Source organism: Erwinia sp. HR93 (assembly GCF_034555055.1).
Classification (GTDB): domain Bacteria; phylum Pseudomonadota; class Gammaproteobacteria; order Enterobacterales; family Enterobacteriaceae; genus Apirhabdus; species Apirhabdus apintestini.
The window spans coordinates 280,462-295,271 of sequence record NZ_JAXUDP010000001.1 but is presented as its reverse complement, the minus strand read 5'-3'; the positions used below and the strand labels follow the sequence as shown (position 1 = coordinate 295,271).

Annotated in this window: 18 protein-coding genes and 1 pseudogene; 11 read left to right on the top strand and 8 right to left on the bottom strand. The window is 50.2% G+C overall.

Annotated elements, in window-relative coordinates; translation table 11 throughout:
* Positions 1–48: 48 nt before the first annotated feature.
* The 6 genes from lptB to SFA31_RS01390 are packed head-to-tail and all read right to left on the bottom strand — an operon-like array spanning position 49 to position 4,429.
* A complete protein-coding gene (gene lptB / locus SFA31_RS01415; RefSeq protein WP_322836388.1) occupies positions 49–774 on the bottom strand; it encodes an LPS export ABC transporter ATP-binding protein in 726 nt (241 codons plus the stop codon).
* Between the two features lie 6 nt (positions 775–780).
* The gene (gene lptA / locus SFA31_RS01410) at positions 781–1,326 is read right to left on the bottom strand and encodes a lipopolysaccharide ABC transporter substrate-binding protein LptA (protein ID WP_322836387.1); all 546 of its coding nucleotides are present in this window, start codon (positions 1,324–1,326) and stop codon (positions 781–783) included.
* Entirely contained in the window at positions 1,295–1,870 is a 576-nt protein-coding gene (gene lptC / locus SFA31_RS01405; protein ID WP_322836386.1) for an LPS export ABC transporter periplasmic protein LptC, read from the bottom strand. Before lptC ends, lptA begins: the two co-directional genes overlap by 32 nt.
* A complete protein-coding gene (gene kdsC / locus SFA31_RS01400; RefSeq protein ID WP_322836385.1) occupies positions 1,867–2,433 on the bottom strand; it encodes a 3-deoxy-manno-octulosonate-8-phosphatase KdsC in 567 nt (188 codons plus the stop codon). The genes lptC and kdsC overlap by 4 nt, the downstream gene beginning before the upstream one ends.
* 18 nt (positions 2,434–2,451) lie before the next feature.
* Complete coding sequence (gene kdsD, locus SFA31_RS01395) at positions 2,452–3,438, bottom strand: arabinose-5-phosphate isomerase KdsD (RefSeq protein WP_322836384.1); 987 nt, start codon at positions 3,436–3,438, stop codon at positions 2,452–2,454.
* Positions 3,439–3,451: 13 nt separating this feature from the next.
* A complete protein-coding gene (locus SFA31_RS01390) occupies positions 3,452–4,429 on the bottom strand; it encodes a calcium/sodium antiporter (RefSeq protein ID WP_322836383.1) in 978 nt (325 codons plus the stop codon).
* 258 nt (positions 4,430–4,687) lie between these two features.
* Here SFA31_RS01390 and mlaF point away from each other — a divergent pair, with 258 nt between their 5' ends.
* From mlaF to tnpA, 8 genes and pseudogenes are all read left to right on the top strand, one after another.
* Complete coding sequence (mlaF, locus tag SFA31_RS01385) at positions 4,688–5,500, top strand: phospholipid ABC transporter ATP-binding protein MlaF (RefSeq protein WP_322836382.1); 813 nt, start codon at positions 4,688–4,690, stop codon at positions 5,498–5,500.
* A 7-nt stretch (positions 5,501–5,507) separates the two neighbouring features.
* Positions 5,508–6,290, top strand: coding sequence for a lipid asymmetry maintenance ABC transporter permease subunit MlaE (gene mlaE / locus SFA31_RS01380; RefSeq protein WP_322836381.1), 783 nt, complete (start codon positions 5,508–5,510; stop codon positions 6,288–6,290).
* A gap of 4 nt (positions 6,291–6,294) precedes the next feature.
* Positions 6,295–6,849, top strand: a complete 555-nt coding sequence (mlaD, locus tag SFA31_RS01375; protein WP_322836380.1) for an outer membrane lipid asymmetry maintenance protein MlaD — start codon at positions 6,295–6,297, stop codon at positions 6,847–6,849.
* Between the two features lie 17 nt (positions 6,850–6,866).
* Positions 6,867–7,508 (top strand): phospholipid-binding protein MlaC, encoded by a 642-nt coding sequence (gene mlaC / locus SFA31_RS01370; RefSeq protein WP_322836379.1) that lies wholly within the window; start codon positions 6,867–6,869, stop codon positions 7,506–7,508.
* Positions 7,508–7,807, top strand: a complete 300-nt coding sequence (mlaB, locus tag SFA31_RS01365) for a lipid asymmetry maintenance protein MlaB (protein WP_322836378.1) — start codon at positions 7,508–7,510, stop codon at positions 7,805–7,807. The genes mlaC and mlaB overlap by 1 nt, the downstream gene beginning before the upstream one ends.
* Positions 7,808–7,940: 133 nt before the next feature.
* Positions 7,941–8,195, top strand: a complete 255-nt coding sequence (gene ibaG / locus SFA31_RS01360; protein WP_322836377.1) for a BolA family iron metabolism protein IbaG — start codon at positions 7,941–7,943, stop codon at positions 8,193–8,195.
* A gap of 49 nt (positions 8,196–8,244) precedes the next feature.
* Positions 8,245–9,504: a UDP-N-acetylglucosamine 1-carboxyvinyltransferase gene (gene murA / locus SFA31_RS01355; protein ID WP_322836376.1), complete on the top strand. Its 1,260-nt coding sequence runs from the start codon at positions 8,245–8,247 to the stop codon at positions 9,502–9,504.
* A 201-nt stretch (positions 9,505–9,705) separates the two neighbouring features.
* Positions 9,706–10,141 (top strand): annotated as a pseudogene (gene tnpA, locus SFA31_RS01350) (IS200/IS605 family transposase).
* A gap of 491 nt (positions 10,142–10,632) precedes the next feature.
* Here tnpA and sfsB read toward each other — a convergent pair.
* Together sfsB and ispB are read right to left on the bottom strand one after the other, a co-directional pair.
* Positions 10,633–10,896, bottom strand: coding sequence for a DNA-binding transcriptional regulator SfsB (gene sfsB / locus SFA31_RS01345; RefSeq protein ID WP_322836375.1), 264 nt, complete (start codon positions 10,894–10,896; stop codon positions 10,633–10,635).
* A gap of 196 nt (positions 10,897–11,092) precedes the next feature.
* Positions 11,093–12,064 carry an octaprenyl diphosphate synthase gene (ispB, locus tag SFA31_RS01340; RefSeq protein ID WP_322836374.1) on the bottom strand — a complete coding sequence of 324 codons (972 nt, stop codon included), beginning with the start codon at positions 12,062–12,064 and terminating at the stop codon, positions 11,093–11,095.
* A 258-nt stretch (positions 12,065–12,322) separates the two neighbouring features.
* Here ispB and rplU point away from each other — a divergent pair, with 258 nt between their 5' ends.
* The 3 genes from rplU (at position 12,323) to cgtA (ending at position 14,699) form a co-directional block, all read left to right on the top strand.
* Positions 12,323–12,634, top strand: coding sequence for a 50S ribosomal protein L21 (rplU, locus tag SFA31_RS01335; RefSeq protein WP_322836373.1), 312 nt, complete (start codon positions 12,323–12,325; stop codon positions 12,632–12,634).
* Between the two features lie 20 nt (positions 12,635–12,654).
* Positions 12,655–12,912: a 50S ribosomal protein L27 gene (gene rpmA, locus SFA31_RS01330; protein WP_046894268.1), complete on the top strand. Its 258-nt coding sequence runs from the start codon at positions 12,655–12,657 to the stop codon at positions 12,910–12,912.
* Between the two features lie 617 nt (positions 12,913–13,529).
* Positions 13,530–14,699 (top strand): Obg family GTPase CgtA, encoded by a 1,170-nt coding sequence (cgtA, locus tag SFA31_RS01325; protein ID WP_322836372.1) that lies wholly within the window; start codon positions 13,530–13,532, stop codon positions 14,697–14,699.
* Positions 14,700–14,810 lie beyond the last annotated feature (111 nt).

The following is a 14,810-nucleotide window of genomic DNA, read 5'->3' as shown; positions in this document are numbered from 1 at the left end:
GCACATCGGCGGGGGGATTTGTGAGCGCGTAGAACAGGAACATCTTTGTTACAGTCTGAATTCTTCTCCCAGATAGACGCGTTTGACCTGCTCGTCTTCCAAAATCTCAGCGGGAGTACCGTGCGCAATCAGATGCCCCTGGCTGACGATGTAGGCTCGCTCGCAAACCGCCAGCGTTTCCCTGACATTATGATCGGTAATGAGCACGCCCAGGCCGCTGTCACGCAAGTGTTCGATAATACGCTTTATATCGATAACAGAGATGGGATCCACGCCCGCAAATGGTTCATCAAGCAGTATAAATTTGGGATTAGCCGCTAAAGCCCGGGCGATTTCTACGCGGCGACGCTCGCCGCCGGAAAGTGATTGCCCAATGCTGTTACGGAGATGCTCAATATGGAACTCTTCCATCAATTCTTCCGCGCGGTCAGCTCGCTGCTCTGCGGTAAGATCGTCTCGGATCTGCAGCACGGCCATCAGGTTATCGTAGACGCTCAGGCGGCGAAATATTGAGGCCTCCTGTGGGAGATAACCGATGCCGCGACGCGCGCGCGCGTGTAGCGGTAGCAGGCTAATATCTTCATCATCAATAATAATATTGCCCGCATCGCGGGACACAATCCCGACAACCATATAGAATGTGGTGGTTTTCCCGGCGCCGTTAGGCCCTAACAGCCCAACAATCTCGCCGGACTGTACGGTTAAACTTACATCCTCGACCACTTTACGGCCTTTGTAGGCTTTGGCGAGGTTTTTTGCTGTCAGAGTTGCCATACGCGATCAGTTGCTCTTTTTCTGGGCGGATTTATTTTTGTCCTGGAGCTGAGAAGGTACCAGTACCGTTGTGACGCGTTTGCCTTTTTCACTTGAGGCTTGCATCTTTTGCTCTTTCACCAGGTAGGTGATTTTGTCGCCAGTAATATTGCTATCGAGTTGTTCCAGATAAGCTTTCCCCGTCAGCGTTACGAAATCATTTTGTAATTCGTAACGCATTTTGCTGGCGTGGCCTTTCACCGGTTTGCCATTGTCCTGCATCTGATAGAACGTTGCGGGGTTACCGTATCCTTCGATAACTTCTTTGCCTTGCTCGCCGCCCGGGCGCGTGATGACAACTTTATCTGCATTGATTTTTATACTGCCTTGGGTCGCGATTACGTTTCCCGTAAAGGTCACCACGTTTCCTTCCATATCTAACGACTGTTGATCGGATTCAATATGGATGGGCTTATCCGTATCACCGGTCATAGCGAATACGGGGAGCGAGGCAGCAAAAAGCGCGCTGGCCAGGATGAAGTTAAGGCTGCGTTTGTTTATTCTGTATTTCATAAGAAGTTCTAACCTTTTCAATCAGCTGGGCAGTTTTGCTGCGTAAGTTGCCACGCATTTTCAGGCCGCTGGAATTAAACGTCGTTCCGTAAAGCGTAACCAGGTCGTTAGATGTAACATCCTGTGTCACAAGATTAATTTGAGCGTTATCCGTTGTGATTTTCCGAAGCTGGGCGTCGGCCGTCAGCGCATTAACCTCAACGTGCCCATAGAGATAGAGCATACGATCATTGGTCAGTTTGGCGCGATCCGCGCGGATTGACCAGGTTTCGATTTTGTCCTTGTCATACATAGTCATCACCGGCAGAGTAAACCATGAGATAGCCGGTTCGGAAAAGTATTCGACATGCTGCGCTATCAGGCGATAGTTCAACCCGCCCTGAGGATTGTACACCAGGGTCGTTGAGTGCTCGCTCTTATAAGTAGGTTCGTTATTATCTACCTTTGCAGGCGTATCGCCATCGCGACTGGTAAGGTTCACGCCTATCAGGATCAGTGCGGCCAGCGCCAGTAGGATAATGACCCAACGTCTGGTTTTACTCATATAGATTGTCCTCTGGCGTCATCTAGCTTGCCCCGAGCCAGTAATAAAAGATCGCAAACTTCTCGCACCGCGCCGCGTCCGCCTAAAATATGGGTAATATAATCGGCTCGGGGAAGCAGCAGCGGATGAGCGTCTGCGACGGCAACGCTAAGGCCAACCTGCGCCATAACGGGCCAGTCAATTAGGTCATCACCCATATAAGCAACGTTATCTGGAGATACGGACAGGGTGCTTAGCAACGTTTTAAAAGCGACCGTTTTATCTGATTGCCCTTGATAAAGATGGGTAATGCCCAGGGTTGCGCAGCGGTCTTCCAGCAGTTTTGCCTTACGTCCGGTAATGATAGCGACTTCAATTCCGGACGTGAGCGCGCAGCGAATACCGTAGCCATCGCGGACATTAAAGGCTTTCAGTTCTTCGCCGCTATTGCTCATATAAATGAGGCCATCAGACATTACGCCGTCGACGTCGAGAATCAACAGGCGTATCGCTTTTGCCTTAGCCATAACCTGGGCGCTTACCGGGCCATAACAGGTAGTTAGCATTGCTTCCTGATTGCTCATTAGCGCTTTGTCCTTAACTTATACTACGCCTGCGCGCAGTAAATCGTGCATATGTACAATGCCTAACAGATGATTCCCATCGGCGACCAGTACAGAAGTAATATTGTGTGACTGCATGATATTGAGCGCATCGACCGCCAGGGTGCCTGATTTTACCCGTATGCCGCCGGATGTCATCACGTCAGCGATAGGAAGATTGTTCAAATCGGTTTGCATATCAAAGACGCGGCGCAGGTCGCCGTCGGTAAAAATCCCGGCGATATTCATATCGTCATCGCAGATGACCGTCATACCCAAGTTTTTCCGCGTGATTTCCAGTAGAACGTCGCGCAGCATCGCATCTTTGCCGACGCGGGGAATGTCTTCCCCGCTGTGCATAATATCGTTTACGCGCAGCAATAGTTTCCGGCCTAGCGCGCCACCGGGATGAGAAAGCGCGAAGTCTTCTGCTGTAAAGCCACGCGCTTTCAGTAGTGCCACCGCCAGCGCGTCTCCCATCACTAAGGTGACCGTGGTGCTGGTGGTTGGGGCAAGTCCCAATGGGCAGGCTTCTTGAGGAACGCTGATGCATAAATGAATATCGCTGGCGCGCCCCATCGCGCTGTCCGGGCGCGCAGTAATACAAATCAGAGGTACGCGAAGACGCTTTAGAACGGGGATAAGCGCCAGAATCTCGCTGGATTCGCCCGAGTTAGAAATGGCAATAACGATATCGTTTGACGTCACCATGCCTAAATCGCCGTGGCTGGCTTCCCCCGGATGCACGAAAAAAGCAGGGGTGCCGGTGCTGGCGAAGGTAGCCGCCATTTTACGCCCAATATGGCCAGATTTACCCATTCCCATTACGATGACTTTGCCAACGCACTGAAAAATGGCTTCGCAGGCGCGAGAAAAATCATTGTTAATGTAACGGTCAAGCTGAGCCAGACCCGCACGCTCAATTTCAAGGACTTCTTTCCCCGCCTGCTGAAAGTCAAACCCCGGGGGCACCGTAATCTGCGACATACTTTTTTCCTGATTATCCAATGAGATGAGGCGCCGTGGTACACAGCACAATCATCCATAAAACAAAGCCGCAGATGAACGCCTTCCCGATTCCAGTACCGATACATCGGGGGCGGCGCCAGCAAACAACGGCAAACACTGCGCTAACGAACACCATAATGCCATAATCTCGCGTTGCGGCGAGCGGATCGAACGCGCCGGGCGTCAAGAGCGCCGGCAGGCCCAGCACAATAGCAATATTGAAGATACTGGAGCCTATAATGTTCCCGATAGCAATATCGTCTTCGCCTTTACGCGCACCGGCGATGGCCGTAGCCAGCTCCGGCAGGCTGGTGCCAATGGCAACAATGGTTAGCCCCGGCAGTAACTCGCTAACGCCAAATGCGTTTGCCAGAACGGTAGCGTTATCAACCACCATGCGCGTAGCCACGGGTATTATTAGCAGAGCAACGCCCAGCCATAAAAAAGCAACCGGTAGGCTTCCGCCCTGGGCTACCTCACCTAATTGTTCCCGGGTAAAGGTGTCTTGCCCGTGGCGTTCTGCGGATCGGGCGATTTTAACGATAAATAACAAATAAAGCACGGCGGAGACGAGCAATATGGCGCCATCGCTGCGGCTGAGTTCGCCATCATAAAGTAAAATGCCGCTTAACAGGCACAGGATTAACATTACGGGTAATTCAATGCGCAGGATATCGGAATGTACGGTAAAAGGATGTAAAAGTGCGGCCAGACCGGCGATCAGCAAGATGTTGGTAATATTGGAGCCGAGTGCGGTTCCTACGGCGAGATCGAGCTGGCCGCTAAGCCCGGCCGTGACGGACACGATAATTTCAGGCAAAGATGTGCCAATGCTGACAACCGTAAGCCCTATCACTAAAGGGGGAATTCCGATCGTGCGACATAATATAGAGGCGGCAAAGACGAGGCGATCCGAGCCATAAACCACTAGAAGTAAACCGATTACTAACAAAGCCGTAGCTAAAAGCATGCAGAGTCCTTTAGTCAGGTATAATCACCGGTCCACTGGCCTGAAAGCAGCGGGAGCGCATGCGATTCTGCACTAATGCGTTGAATGCTTAATTTTGACTTTAAGCGCAGAAAAAGTAAAACAAATGCCAGCTTTCGCTAACAGGTCAGCGCTATATTCTGCAAAAATGCCGGGTTTATAGCCCGTTTATGCGCCATGCTGGCGCTTATGTGCGAGTAAAAGGGCGTAACCGACAATGCGTACACAGGAAGTCTATCAATGAACCAGACGCCGATGAATCTGGTCGAAGTGCGAAATGTCACGTTCTCAAGAGGGGGACGGTGCATCTTCGACAACCTCTCTCTATCGGTCCCACAGGGGAAAATTACGGCGATAATGGGGCCGTCCGGCATCGGTAAAACGACGCTATTACGCCTAATTGGTGGCCAGATCGCGCCGGAAAGTGGCGAGATTTTATTCGATGGTGAAAATATTCCCGCGATGTCACGTTCGCGGCTATTTACCGTGCGTAAACGTATGAGCATGCTGTTTCAATCAGGCGCGCTGTTTACCGATCTCACCGTTTTTGAAAATGTTGCCTGGCCGCTGCGGGAGCATACAAAACTGCCAGAGCCTTTGCTGCACAGCACCGTAATGATGAAGCTTGAAGCCGTGGGGCTGCGCGGCGCGGCGCAGCTAATGCCTTCTGAGCTTTCTGGCGGCATGGCGCGGCGGGCCGCACTGGCTCGCGCCATTGCGCTTGAGCCGGAGCTTATTATGTTTGATGAGCCTTTTGTGGGGCAAGATCCCATCACCATGGGGGTGCTCGTTAAATTAATTTCTGAGCTGAATGCTTCCCTGGGCGTAACGTGCGTTGTTGTTTCGCATGATGTGCCGGAAGTATTGAGTATTGCCGATTACGCCTATATCGTTGCCGATCGGTGCGCGATCGCTGAAGGATCGCCGCAGGCGCTGGAGAGTAATCGAGATCCTCGGGTACGGCAGTTTCTGGACGGCGTTGCCGATGGCCCCGTGCCGTTTCGTTATCCCGCCGGGGATTACCGGTATGATCTAACAGGAACAGGGAGTTGAGTCACTCATGCTTTTAAATGCACTGGCGGCATTGGGAAGACGCGGGATTGCTACCTGCGCGTCTTTTGGGCGCGCCGGATTAATGCTGTTTAATGCCCTATTTGGCCGCCCGGAGTTTCATAAGCACGCGCCTTTACTGTTACGTCAATTGTATAACGTTGGCGTGCTTTCAATGCTGATAATCCTTGTGTCAGGCTTATTCATCGGCATGGTGCTGGGGTTACAGGGCTATTTGGTGCTAACCACTTATAGCGCCGAAACCAGCCTGGGCATGCTCGTGGCGCTCTCTTTGCTGCGCGAGCTTGGGCCTGTGGTTTCCGCTTTACTTTTTGCCGGACGCGCCGGTTCCGCGTTGACCGCTGAGATTGGCTTAATGAAAGCGACTGAGCAGCTTTCAAGTATGGAAATGATGGCGGTCGATCCACTGCGCCGCGTTGTGTCTCCACGCTTTTGGGCCGGCGTTATCTCGCTACCGCTGCTTTCTCTCATTTTTGTCGCCGTGGGGATTATTGGAGGAGCGCTGGTTGGCGTTGGCTGGAAGGGAATAGATGCCGGATTCTTTTGGTCTGCAATGCAAAATGCGGTGGACTGGAAGCTGGATTTAGTTAACTGCGTAATCAAAAGCGTTGTTTTTGCCATTACGGTAACCTGGATTGCGCTATTTAACGGCTACGATGCGGTGCCGACGTCTGAAGGCATTAGCAGAGCGACGACGCGCACCGTGGTACATGCCTCACTGGCAGTGTTGGGGCTGGATTTTGTGCTAACTGCACTGATGTTCGGGAATTGAATGCATGCAAACGAAGAAAATTGAAATCTGGGTTGGCGCATTTTTGCTCATTGCGCTAGCCTCCATCGTGTTTCTCTGCCTGAAGGTTGCCAATGTCAGCGCATTGAGCAGCGAGCCGACCTACCGACTATACGCGACATTTGACAATATCGGTGGTCTGAAAGCGCATTCGCCGATACGCGTTGGTGGCGTGGTTATTGGGCGCGTGAACGATATATCGCTGGATACAAAAACGTATTCACCACGCGTTAGCATGGATATTGAGCAGCGTTATAACCAGATACCGGATACCAGTTCGCTGGCTATCCGCACCTCCGGTCTTTTAGGGGAGCAGTATCTGGCGTTAAATGTCGGATTTGAAGATCCCGAGCTGGGAACCGCTATTCTTAAAGACGGCGATACGATTCAGGACACAAAATCGGCGATGGTGTTGGAGGATCTGATTGGTCAGTTTCTTTATAAGAGCAACGGCGATAGCAAAACTCAGAATCAAGGCGATAGCGCGCCGGCTGCTTCAGACAATAATGAAGCGCAAACCGGCACTGAAGTAACGCACTAAATTTCAGGAGAAGAATTATGTTTAAGCGCTTATTAATGATTGCAGTTCTGGCGATTGCCCCGCTGCTCACAGGCACAGCGACCGCGGCGGATCAATCAAATCCTTATCAGCTAATGAATGAAGCGGCGCAAAAAACGTTCGATCGCCTGAAGAACGAGCAGCCGAAAATCCGTCGCGATCCGAACTATTTAAGGGATATCGTTGAGCAGGAGTTATTGCCTTATGTGCAGGTGAAGTATGCAGGTGCGTTAGTATTGGGGCGGTATTATAAAGAAGCGACTCCGGCTCAGCGTGAGGCCTATTTCGCCGCTTTTCGCGAATATTTGAAACAGGCGTATGGGCAGGCGCTGGCAATGTATCATGGTCAGTCGTATCAAATCGCACCGGAGCAACCGCTAGGGAATAACAATATTATTGCGATTCGTGTCACGATAACTGACCCTAATGGCCGTCCGCCTGTTCGGCTTGATTTTCAGTGGCGTAAGAATAGCCAAACCGGCAACTGGCAGGCTTATGACATGATTGCGGAAGGCGTTAGCATGATTACTACTAAGCAAAGTGAATGGAGCGATCTTTTACGCACTAAAGGCGTTGATGGCCTGACGGCGCAGCTGAAATCAATATCCAGCCAGCCAATTACGCTGGACGAGAAAAAATAATGAACGCCGCGCTGAACTGGCGACGCGAGCAGGATACGCTTTACCTGCAGGGCGCGCTGGAAAGCAATACGCTGCTGCCCCTGTGGGAGCAGCGTCGGGCAGTGACCGACAAGCTTTCTATAATTAATATCAAAGCGATAACACGTGTGGATACGGCAGGTCTGGCGCTCCTGATTCAGTTAGTTGCAGATGCGCATCGGCAAGGTGGACAGGCTGTTTTGACTGGAGTAGGGCATAGCGTAAAAACGCTGGCTCAACTCTATAACCTCCCGCATGCCATATTTCCGCTTGAAAATTAAACCTGCTGCATTTTCAGCGTGTTAATCACCTGGCCCTGAAGATTCGTGATTCAGGGCTGTTTTCTTATTTATGCCGACGCCCCTTTCCTCTAAGATGTGGGGCTGTTTGAACAATAACCTGCGTGTAGATCCCATGGAAAATCATGAAATTCAGTCGGCGCTTATGAATGCGCTGCCCCTTCAGGAAGTTCACGTCTCCGGTGACGGTAGCCATTTTCAAGTGATTGCTATCGGAGAGATGTTTGAGGCTCTGAGCCGCGTTAAGCAGCAGCAGGCGGTGTATGCTCCATTAAAGGAATATATTGCTGATAACCGTATTCATGCCGTCTCAATTAAAGCCTACACCCCCCAGCAATGGGATCGGGATCGCAAGTTAAACGGTTTTTAAGCTACCGGCACGTTGCCCGTGGCGACAATAATTATTAGAGAGCTGTTGAATGGATAAATTTCGTGTACAGGGCCCCACCCGTCTTAGCGGGGAAGTCACTATCTCTGGGGCGAAAAACGCCGCTTTGCCTATCTTATTTGCTGCTTTATTGGCAGAAGAACCCGTTGAGATCCGCAATGTTCCCGAATTAAAAGATATTGATACAACTATGAAGCTGTTAAGTCAGCTCGGGACAAAAGTAGAGCGTAATGGCTCCGTATGGATTGATGCTAGTAACGTGAACGTTTACTGCGCACCTTACGAGCTGGTGAAAACTATGCGCGCGTCTATATGGGCGCTGGGTCCGCTGGTTGCGCGTTTTGGCCAGGGGCAGGTTTCGTTGCCCGGTGGCTGCGCGATTGGCGCTCGCCCTGTGGATTTACATATTAGCGGTCTGGAACAGCTTGGCGCTGAAATCACGCTGGAAGAGGGCTATGTTAAAGCTTCTGTCACTGGTCGCCTGAAAGGGGCGCATATAGTAATGGACAAAGTTAGCGTTGGCGCAACTGTTACGGTAATGACCGCAGCGACGTTAGCTGAAGGTACAACGGTAATTGAGAATGCCGCGCGTGAGCCGGAAATCGTTGATACTGCGCTTTTTTTAAATACGCTGGGTGCAAAAATCACCGGTATGGGCAGCGATCGCATTACTATTGAGGGCGTTAAGCGACTGGGAGGTGGCGTATATCGCGTTCTACCCGATCGTATTGAAACGGGAACCTTCCTGGTCGCTGCTGCAGTTTCTGGCGGGAAAGTCGTGTGTCGACATGCGGCCCCGGATACGCTGGATGCAGTGCTGGCTAAATTGCGTGAGGCCGGTGCGGATATTGAAACCGGTGAAGACTGGATAAGTCTGGATATGCACGGCGCGCGTCCTAAAGCCGTAAATATTCGCACTGCGCCGCATCCCGGCTTCCCTACGGATATGCAGGCGCAATTTTCATTGCTGAACCTGGTAGCGGAAGGCACGGGCATCATTACCGAAACTATCTTTGAAAACCGTTTTATGCATGTGCCAGAATTGATTCGAATGGGCGCACACGCTGAAATTGAAGGTAATACGGCGATTTGCCACGGTGTGGAAAAGCTTTCCGGCGCTCAGGTGATGGCGACTGACTTACGTGCGTCTGCGAGTCTGGTTTTGGCTGGATGTATCGCTGAAGGCACAACGTATGTTGATCGTATCTACCATATCGATCGCGGCTATGAGCGTATTGAGGATAAACTTCAGGCACTGGGCGCGAATATCGAACGTATCAAGGGTGAATAATACGGACGCTATCGTACGGTGATAAAGACGCCAGTCTCGCGCCAACACCCCTCAGCCCCATCAAATCTTTGATGGGGCTTTTTTATTCTTAACTAAAAACCACGTCCTGTGGGCGTGGTTATCGGCTTTTTGGCTCTGCTAATAAGGCTACTCATGGGAAAATCCGAATCTGTTATCCCCATTACTGATAAGGGTTTAACCCTGAGTAGGTTCGAAAAAGCATCGCATGTGCTATAGCATTGACAATGCCATATAGACTGGACACCCAAGTGTCGATTTCGAATGCTGAAGAGCAGTGTAGGCGAAGAGATTTTCAGTAAAATCAGGTTATTAAGCCAATAACTTCATATTGAAATAGTGGAGCTAAATATCCAGCTGGATCATGTCCATTTGCCGGTAAAAACCCTACTAAAGCTGTCAGTATCGAAAATGTTGGGTCATCCAGAAAGGCAGAACAGCGATACGACTCTTTAATAAATTTCCATACCTCAGGAAGCATAATTATGGGGAGTCACTTTTGGGCGAAAGGGTATTGTGTGGATACGTAGGAGTGAGTGCAGAAACGATCCGTAGATATGTAAAATATCAGGAGAAACATGAGCATGAAGAAACCCGACTGAGCCTGAATGGAATGTGAGGCGAGGTCCCAACGGGTTAGAACTTAGTACGCCCCTCCGGCGCGCCAAAGCAATGCACCTTCTACGAAGGCGGATTTTTATTTGCGCATAGATAACATTGCCTGAAAGGTAAAAGCGCAGCGTAAATAGGTGGGGTTCGCCTATTGCTATGCTAGTAGACCCCAGCAAACAGGCGTGCTTAACCTTTTAAGAAGCAATGAAACCTGCGTTTTATATGATTACCGATTTATCGCCAGCGGCTGACGCTCGGTGTGAGAATTTTATGTTTACCCAAATTCAAAGAATGGCGGAGCGTTGAGCTATTAGCAAAAGGTGGTTAATGGCGATCTCTGAAATTGTTGGCATAAAAATCCTTGCCATTAATGATATCGATGCCGCTTCCAACAACGGGCGGCATCTGAAAGCGATTTCCTCTACAGATGAGGTATCGGAACTGAGACGAGAGAGGGACTGTTATCAGCGCATTTCCTTTGGAAGATGCAATCGATAGTTATCGCGATCGGATAAGCTGGGTTCTATCGATGAATTCATGAGTTATGGGATCGTGATATCGCGAAGGCCAAATAATCCAGGGGTCGGTTCCCAGTGCACTCGCGATAAGCCATTCCCCTTTTGGCCATGGGCGAGTAAGGGCATTGGCGAGTGTAGAAGAACTAAGACCGGCCTGGCGTGAAACCGCAGCCAAAGAAGTTCCCCGTTTACGCAGTGCGGCGATAATGTCTGCGGGGTGCCAGTCGGCAAATTGACGTTCCATGCGTTCTCCCTGTCAGCAACCTATACGGTAATAATCCTGTTATATTTACCCGCCTTTTATAGCACAAAAAGTTTCATAAACGCTCCAGTTGTTTCGTAAACGATTGCGAAATGTGGCTTACGACACAAAGGATATGTAATTGATGAAAAGGAACAGAAGAAGTGGCCGCTCACAGACCGGGTGAACGGCATAAAGATTAATGATTGCGCTGTACTGCGAGATGAGCCAGCCCGATGAGCGCCTCTTTCCAGTCGCTATCCTGCAGCGGCGCCAGAGCGGCAATGGCTTTATCGGCTTCCTGTTCAGCGCGCTGGCGGGTCCATGTCAGTGAACCACATGCCGCCATCGTTTCCAAAACAGATTCCAGTAAATGACGCCCGTTGCCCTGTTCAATCGCCTGACGAATCAATGCGGCCTGAGCCGGCGTGCCGTGGTGCATGGCATGCAGCAGTGGGAGCGTAGGTTTACCCTCGTTGAGGTCGTCACCCACGTTTTTTCCAAGCGTTTCGCCATCAGCGCTGTAATCTAAGAGATCGTCAATTAGCTGGAACGCAGTGCCCAGATAACGCCCGTAGTCTTGTAGCGCTTGTTCCTGTTCCGGCGTTGCTCCCGCAAGGATTGCAGAACACTGGGATGCAGCTTCAAAAAGACGCGCCGTTTTACTGTAAATTACGCGCAAATAATTTTCTTCGGTGATATTCGGATCGTTAACATTCATTAACTGGAGCACTTCTCCTTCCGCGATGACGTTAACGGCTTCAGACATCACTTCCAGTACTTTTAACGAGCCAAGACTCGTCATCATCTGAAAAGCGCGCGTATAGATAAAATCGCCGACCAGCACGCTTGCGGCATTGCCAAAAGCTGCGTTGGCCGTAGCTTTCCCCCGGCGCATATCGGATTCATCTACGACATCATCATGAAGAAGCGTGGCGGTGTGTATAAATTCAATCAGCGCGGCCAGCGAGATATGGGCATTCCCCTGATAATTAAGCGCGCGCGCCGAAAGCACGGCTATCATAGGGCGAATACGTTTTCCCCCACTGCTCACGATGTAATATCCCAACTGATTAATAAGCTGCACGTCAGAACTGAGCTGCTCGAGAATCGCTGCGTTGACACCCGCCATGTCTTGTGCGGTTAACTGGTTTATATTTTCTAAATTCATCGCAAAGTCTGGCTATCGTCCTGTTTGACCACACATCCGTATGGGATAACGAGAGGGGTTGAACTGATAATGTAGTACAGATTGTACCGGAAAAATGCGTCAGATAAACGGCGTCGTTACGGCTGCGTTTTTTTTCAACGGGGAATGACAATCGGGCTTGTCAAAGCGTTGCGATTTGCGTAATATTCGCGCCCTATTGTGAATATTTATAGCGCGGCCTGCATTGTGATCACGGCATGCGCGGAAGCGGAGTTTTATATGTACGCGGTTTTCCAAAGTGGTGGTAAACAACACCGAGTAAGCGAAGGTCAGACCGTTCGCCTGGAAAAGCTGGACATCGCAACGGGTGAATCCGTTGAATTCAACCAGGTGCTGATGATTGCTAACGGTGAAGATGTCAAAATCGGCATTCCTTTCGTTGATGGCGGTCTCATCAAAGCTGAAGTCGTTGCGCATGGTCGTGGCGAAAAAATTAAAATTGTTAAGTTTCGTCGTCGTAAACACCACCGTAAGCAGCAGGGCCACCGTCAGTGGTTCACTGATGTTAAAATTACTGGCATCAGCGCTTAATACAAGGGGAGCGAATTTAAATGGCACACAAAAAGGCTGGCGGCTCAACTCGTAACGGTCGCGATTCTGAAGCAAAACGTCTGGGCGTTAAGCGCTTTGGCGGTGAAGCAGTTCTGGCTGGTAGCATCATCGTTCGTCAGCGTGGTACTAAATTCCATGCTGGTAACAACGTAGGTTGTGGCCGCGATCATACTCTGTTCGCTTTGGCTGACGGTAAAGTCAAGTTCGAAGTGAAAGGTCCGAAGAACCGTAAGTTTATCAGCATCGAAGCTGAATAAGTTTTACGCATTCCGGATACGGATGGAGCCCCGCAACATGTTGCGGGGCTTTTTATATTCTGCTTCTGGGCTTTTTTATCGATGGCATTAGCTCTGAATAAACCCCCATTCTGGCTATGATGCTGAGGGTGAGTAAGCCATAATTACCGGCATGAATGATGTAAGAATAGGGCGGTTGCCTTATGGGAAGCAGCGCTGATATAGCCATTTTGGTTATGAAACAAGCTGAAACCAGACTAATGCATATCTGTTATATCTTTTAAAGCAAGCCTAACCTGCAGTGTTATAGAAACTGTGCGAGAGATAATCAAACATTAGAGTGCTATAAAGAAAGCCAGGGCTGAGGCGCAACGAACTGTAGTTATGTTGTACACTTTATATACGGCAGCCTGCCTGCACAAAATAAACGTGTGTCATGCTTTGAATGCCCAATGATGCCTAATTGCAGGCTTTAAGGCGTGATAATGAGTGCGATAACACATTAAATTCCGGCATCGTGCCATTAATTAGCACTTAATACCGTTTCCAGAGCAATATATCAGACCATAGCCTTTGACTGGAGCGACAGACGGTAGCGGTTGTTCAGCGCTCGGGCGAATGATTTACGGAGAAGTACAATGAAGTTTGTAGATGAGGCGACAATTTTGGTTGTGGCTGGTGACGGTGGAAATGGTTGCGTGAGTTTTCGCCGTGAGAAGTACATTCCTAGAGGTGGCCCGGACGGCGGTGATGGCGGCGACGGCGGCGACGTATGGCTGGAAGCCGATGAAAACCTGAATACGCTCATTGATTACCGTTTTGAAAAATCATTTCGCGCCGAGCGGGGTCAGAACGGCCAAAGCCGTGATTGTACCGGCAAACGTGGTAAAGATGTCTCAATTAAGGTCCCTGTCGGTACTCGGGTTATCGACCAGGGAACAGGCGAAGTCATGGGCGACATGACGCGGCACGGCCAGCGGCTAATGGTAGCGAAAGGCGGCTGGCACGGATTAGGGAATACGCGTTTTAAATCCTCTGTAAACCGTACCCCACGCCAAAAGACAAACGGTACGCCCGGCGATAAACGCGATTTACAACTGGAATTAATGCTACTGGCGGATGTAGGGATGCTAGGGCTGCCGAATGCGGGGAAATCGACCTTTATTCGGGCTGTTTCAGCGGCAAAACCCAAAGTGGCTGATTATCCTTTTACTACGCTGGTGCCGAGCCTTGGCGTCGTACGGATGGATAATGAGAAAAGCTTTGTCGTTGCGGATATTCCTGGCCTTATTGAGGGAGCCTCTGAAGGGGCCGGTTTAGGGATCCGTTTTCTGAAGCATCTTGAACGCTGCCGGGTGCTATTGCATCTTATCGATCTGGCACCGATAGACGGCACCGATCCGGTTGATAATGCGCTTATTATCGTTGGTGAACTGGAAAAATACAGCGCTAACCTGGCAGAAAAACCGCGCTGGCTGGTATTTAACAAAGTTGATTTGATGGATAAGACAGAGGCAGCAGCAAAAGCGAAGGAAATTGCTGCGGCGCTCGGCTGGGAAGACAATTATTATTTGATTTCGGCCGCCAGCCATGAGGGTGTCAATGCCCTATGCTGGGATGTGATGAATTTCATCATCGAAAACCCGCTGGTCAAGGAAGCAGAGCAGGCCCAGCCGGAAAAAGTTGAATTCATGTGGGATGATTATCATCGCCAGCAGCTTGAAGACGCCGAAGTGGACGACGACCTTCTGGATGATGACTGGGATGAAGATGACGAGGAAGGCATTGAATTCATCTATAAACACTAGCGTTTTTAGTGGTGTTTAGTAGTCTTTTGGAGAAATGCGCTGTAAACGCTGCTGCTAGTTTTTGTTGAGGTCCGGCTTAGCCCGGACCTCAATTTTTTACGCGCCGTGAAA

What these genes read in the sequence shown, in the direction of transcription:
- SFA31_RS01390 (WP_322836383.1), bottom strand. Translation starts at nt 4,429, where the DNA reads ATGCTTTTAGCTACGGCTTTGTTAGTAATCGGTTTACTTCTAGTGGTT.
- mlaE (WP_322836381.1), top strand. Translation starts at nt 5,508, where the DNA reads ATGCTTTTAAATGCACTGGCGGCATTGGGAAGACGCGGGATTGCTACC.
- mlaB (WP_322836378.1), top strand. Translation starts at nt 7,508, where the DNA reads ATGAACGCCGCGCTGAACTGGCGACGCGAGCAGGATACGCTTTACCTG.
- cgtA (WP_322836372.1), top strand. Translation starts at nt 13,530, where the DNA reads ATGAAGTTTGTAGATGAGGCGACAATTTTGGTTGTGGCTGGTGACGGT.
- murA (WP_322836376.1), top strand. Translation starts at nt 8,245, where the DNA reads ATGGATAAATTTCGTGTACAGGGCCCCACCCGTCTTAGCGGGGAAGTC.
- lptA (WP_322836387.1), bottom strand. Translation starts at nt 1,326, where the DNA reads ATGAAATACAGAATAAACAAACGCAGCCTTAACTTCATCCTGGCCAGC.
- kdsD (WP_322836384.1), bottom strand. Translation starts at nt 3,438, where the DNA reads ATGTCGCAGATTACGGTGCCCCCGGGGTTTGACTTTCAGCAGGCGGGG.
- mlaC (WP_322836379.1), top strand. Translation starts at nt 6,867, where the DNA reads ATGTTTAAGCGCTTATTAATGATTGCAGTTCTGGCGATTGCCCCGCTG.
- ispB (WP_322836374.1), bottom strand. Translation starts at nt 12,064, where the DNA reads ATGAATTTAGAAAATATAAACCAGTTAACCGCACAAGACATGGCGGGT.
- mlaF (WP_322836382.1), top strand. Translation starts at nt 4,688, where the DNA reads ATGAACCAGACGCCGATGAATCTGGTCGAAGTGCGAAATGTCACGTTC.
- kdsC (WP_322836385.1), bottom strand. Translation starts at nt 2,433, where the DNA reads ATGAGCAATCAGGAAGCAATGCTAACTACCTGTTATGGCCCGGTAAGC.
- sfsB (WP_322836375.1), bottom strand. Translation starts at nt 10,896, where the DNA reads ATGGAACGTCAATTTGCCGACTGGCACCCCGCAGACATTATCGCCGCA.
- lptB (WP_322836388.1), bottom strand. Translation starts at nt 774, where the DNA reads ATGGCAACTCTGACAGCAAAAAACCTCGCCAAAGCCTACAAAGGCCGT.
- rplU (WP_322836373.1), top strand. Translation starts at nt 12,323, where the DNA reads ATGTACGCGGTTTTCCAAAGTGGTGGTAAACAACACCGAGTAAGCGAA.
- rpmA (WP_046894268.1), top strand. Translation starts at nt 12,655, where the DNA reads ATGGCACACAAAAAGGCTGGCGGCTCAACTCGTAACGGTCGCGATTCT.
- ibaG (WP_322836377.1), top strand. Translation starts at nt 7,941, where the DNA reads ATGGAAAATCATGAAATTCAGTCGGCGCTTATGAATGCGCTGCCCCTT.
- lptC (WP_322836386.1), bottom strand. Translation starts at nt 1,870, where the DNA reads ATGAGTAAAACCAGACGTTGGGTCATTATCCTACTGGCGCTGGCCGCA.
- mlaD (WP_322836380.1), top strand. Translation starts at nt 6,295, where the DNA reads ATGCAAACGAAGAAAATTGAAATCTGGGTTGGCGCATTTTTGCTCATT.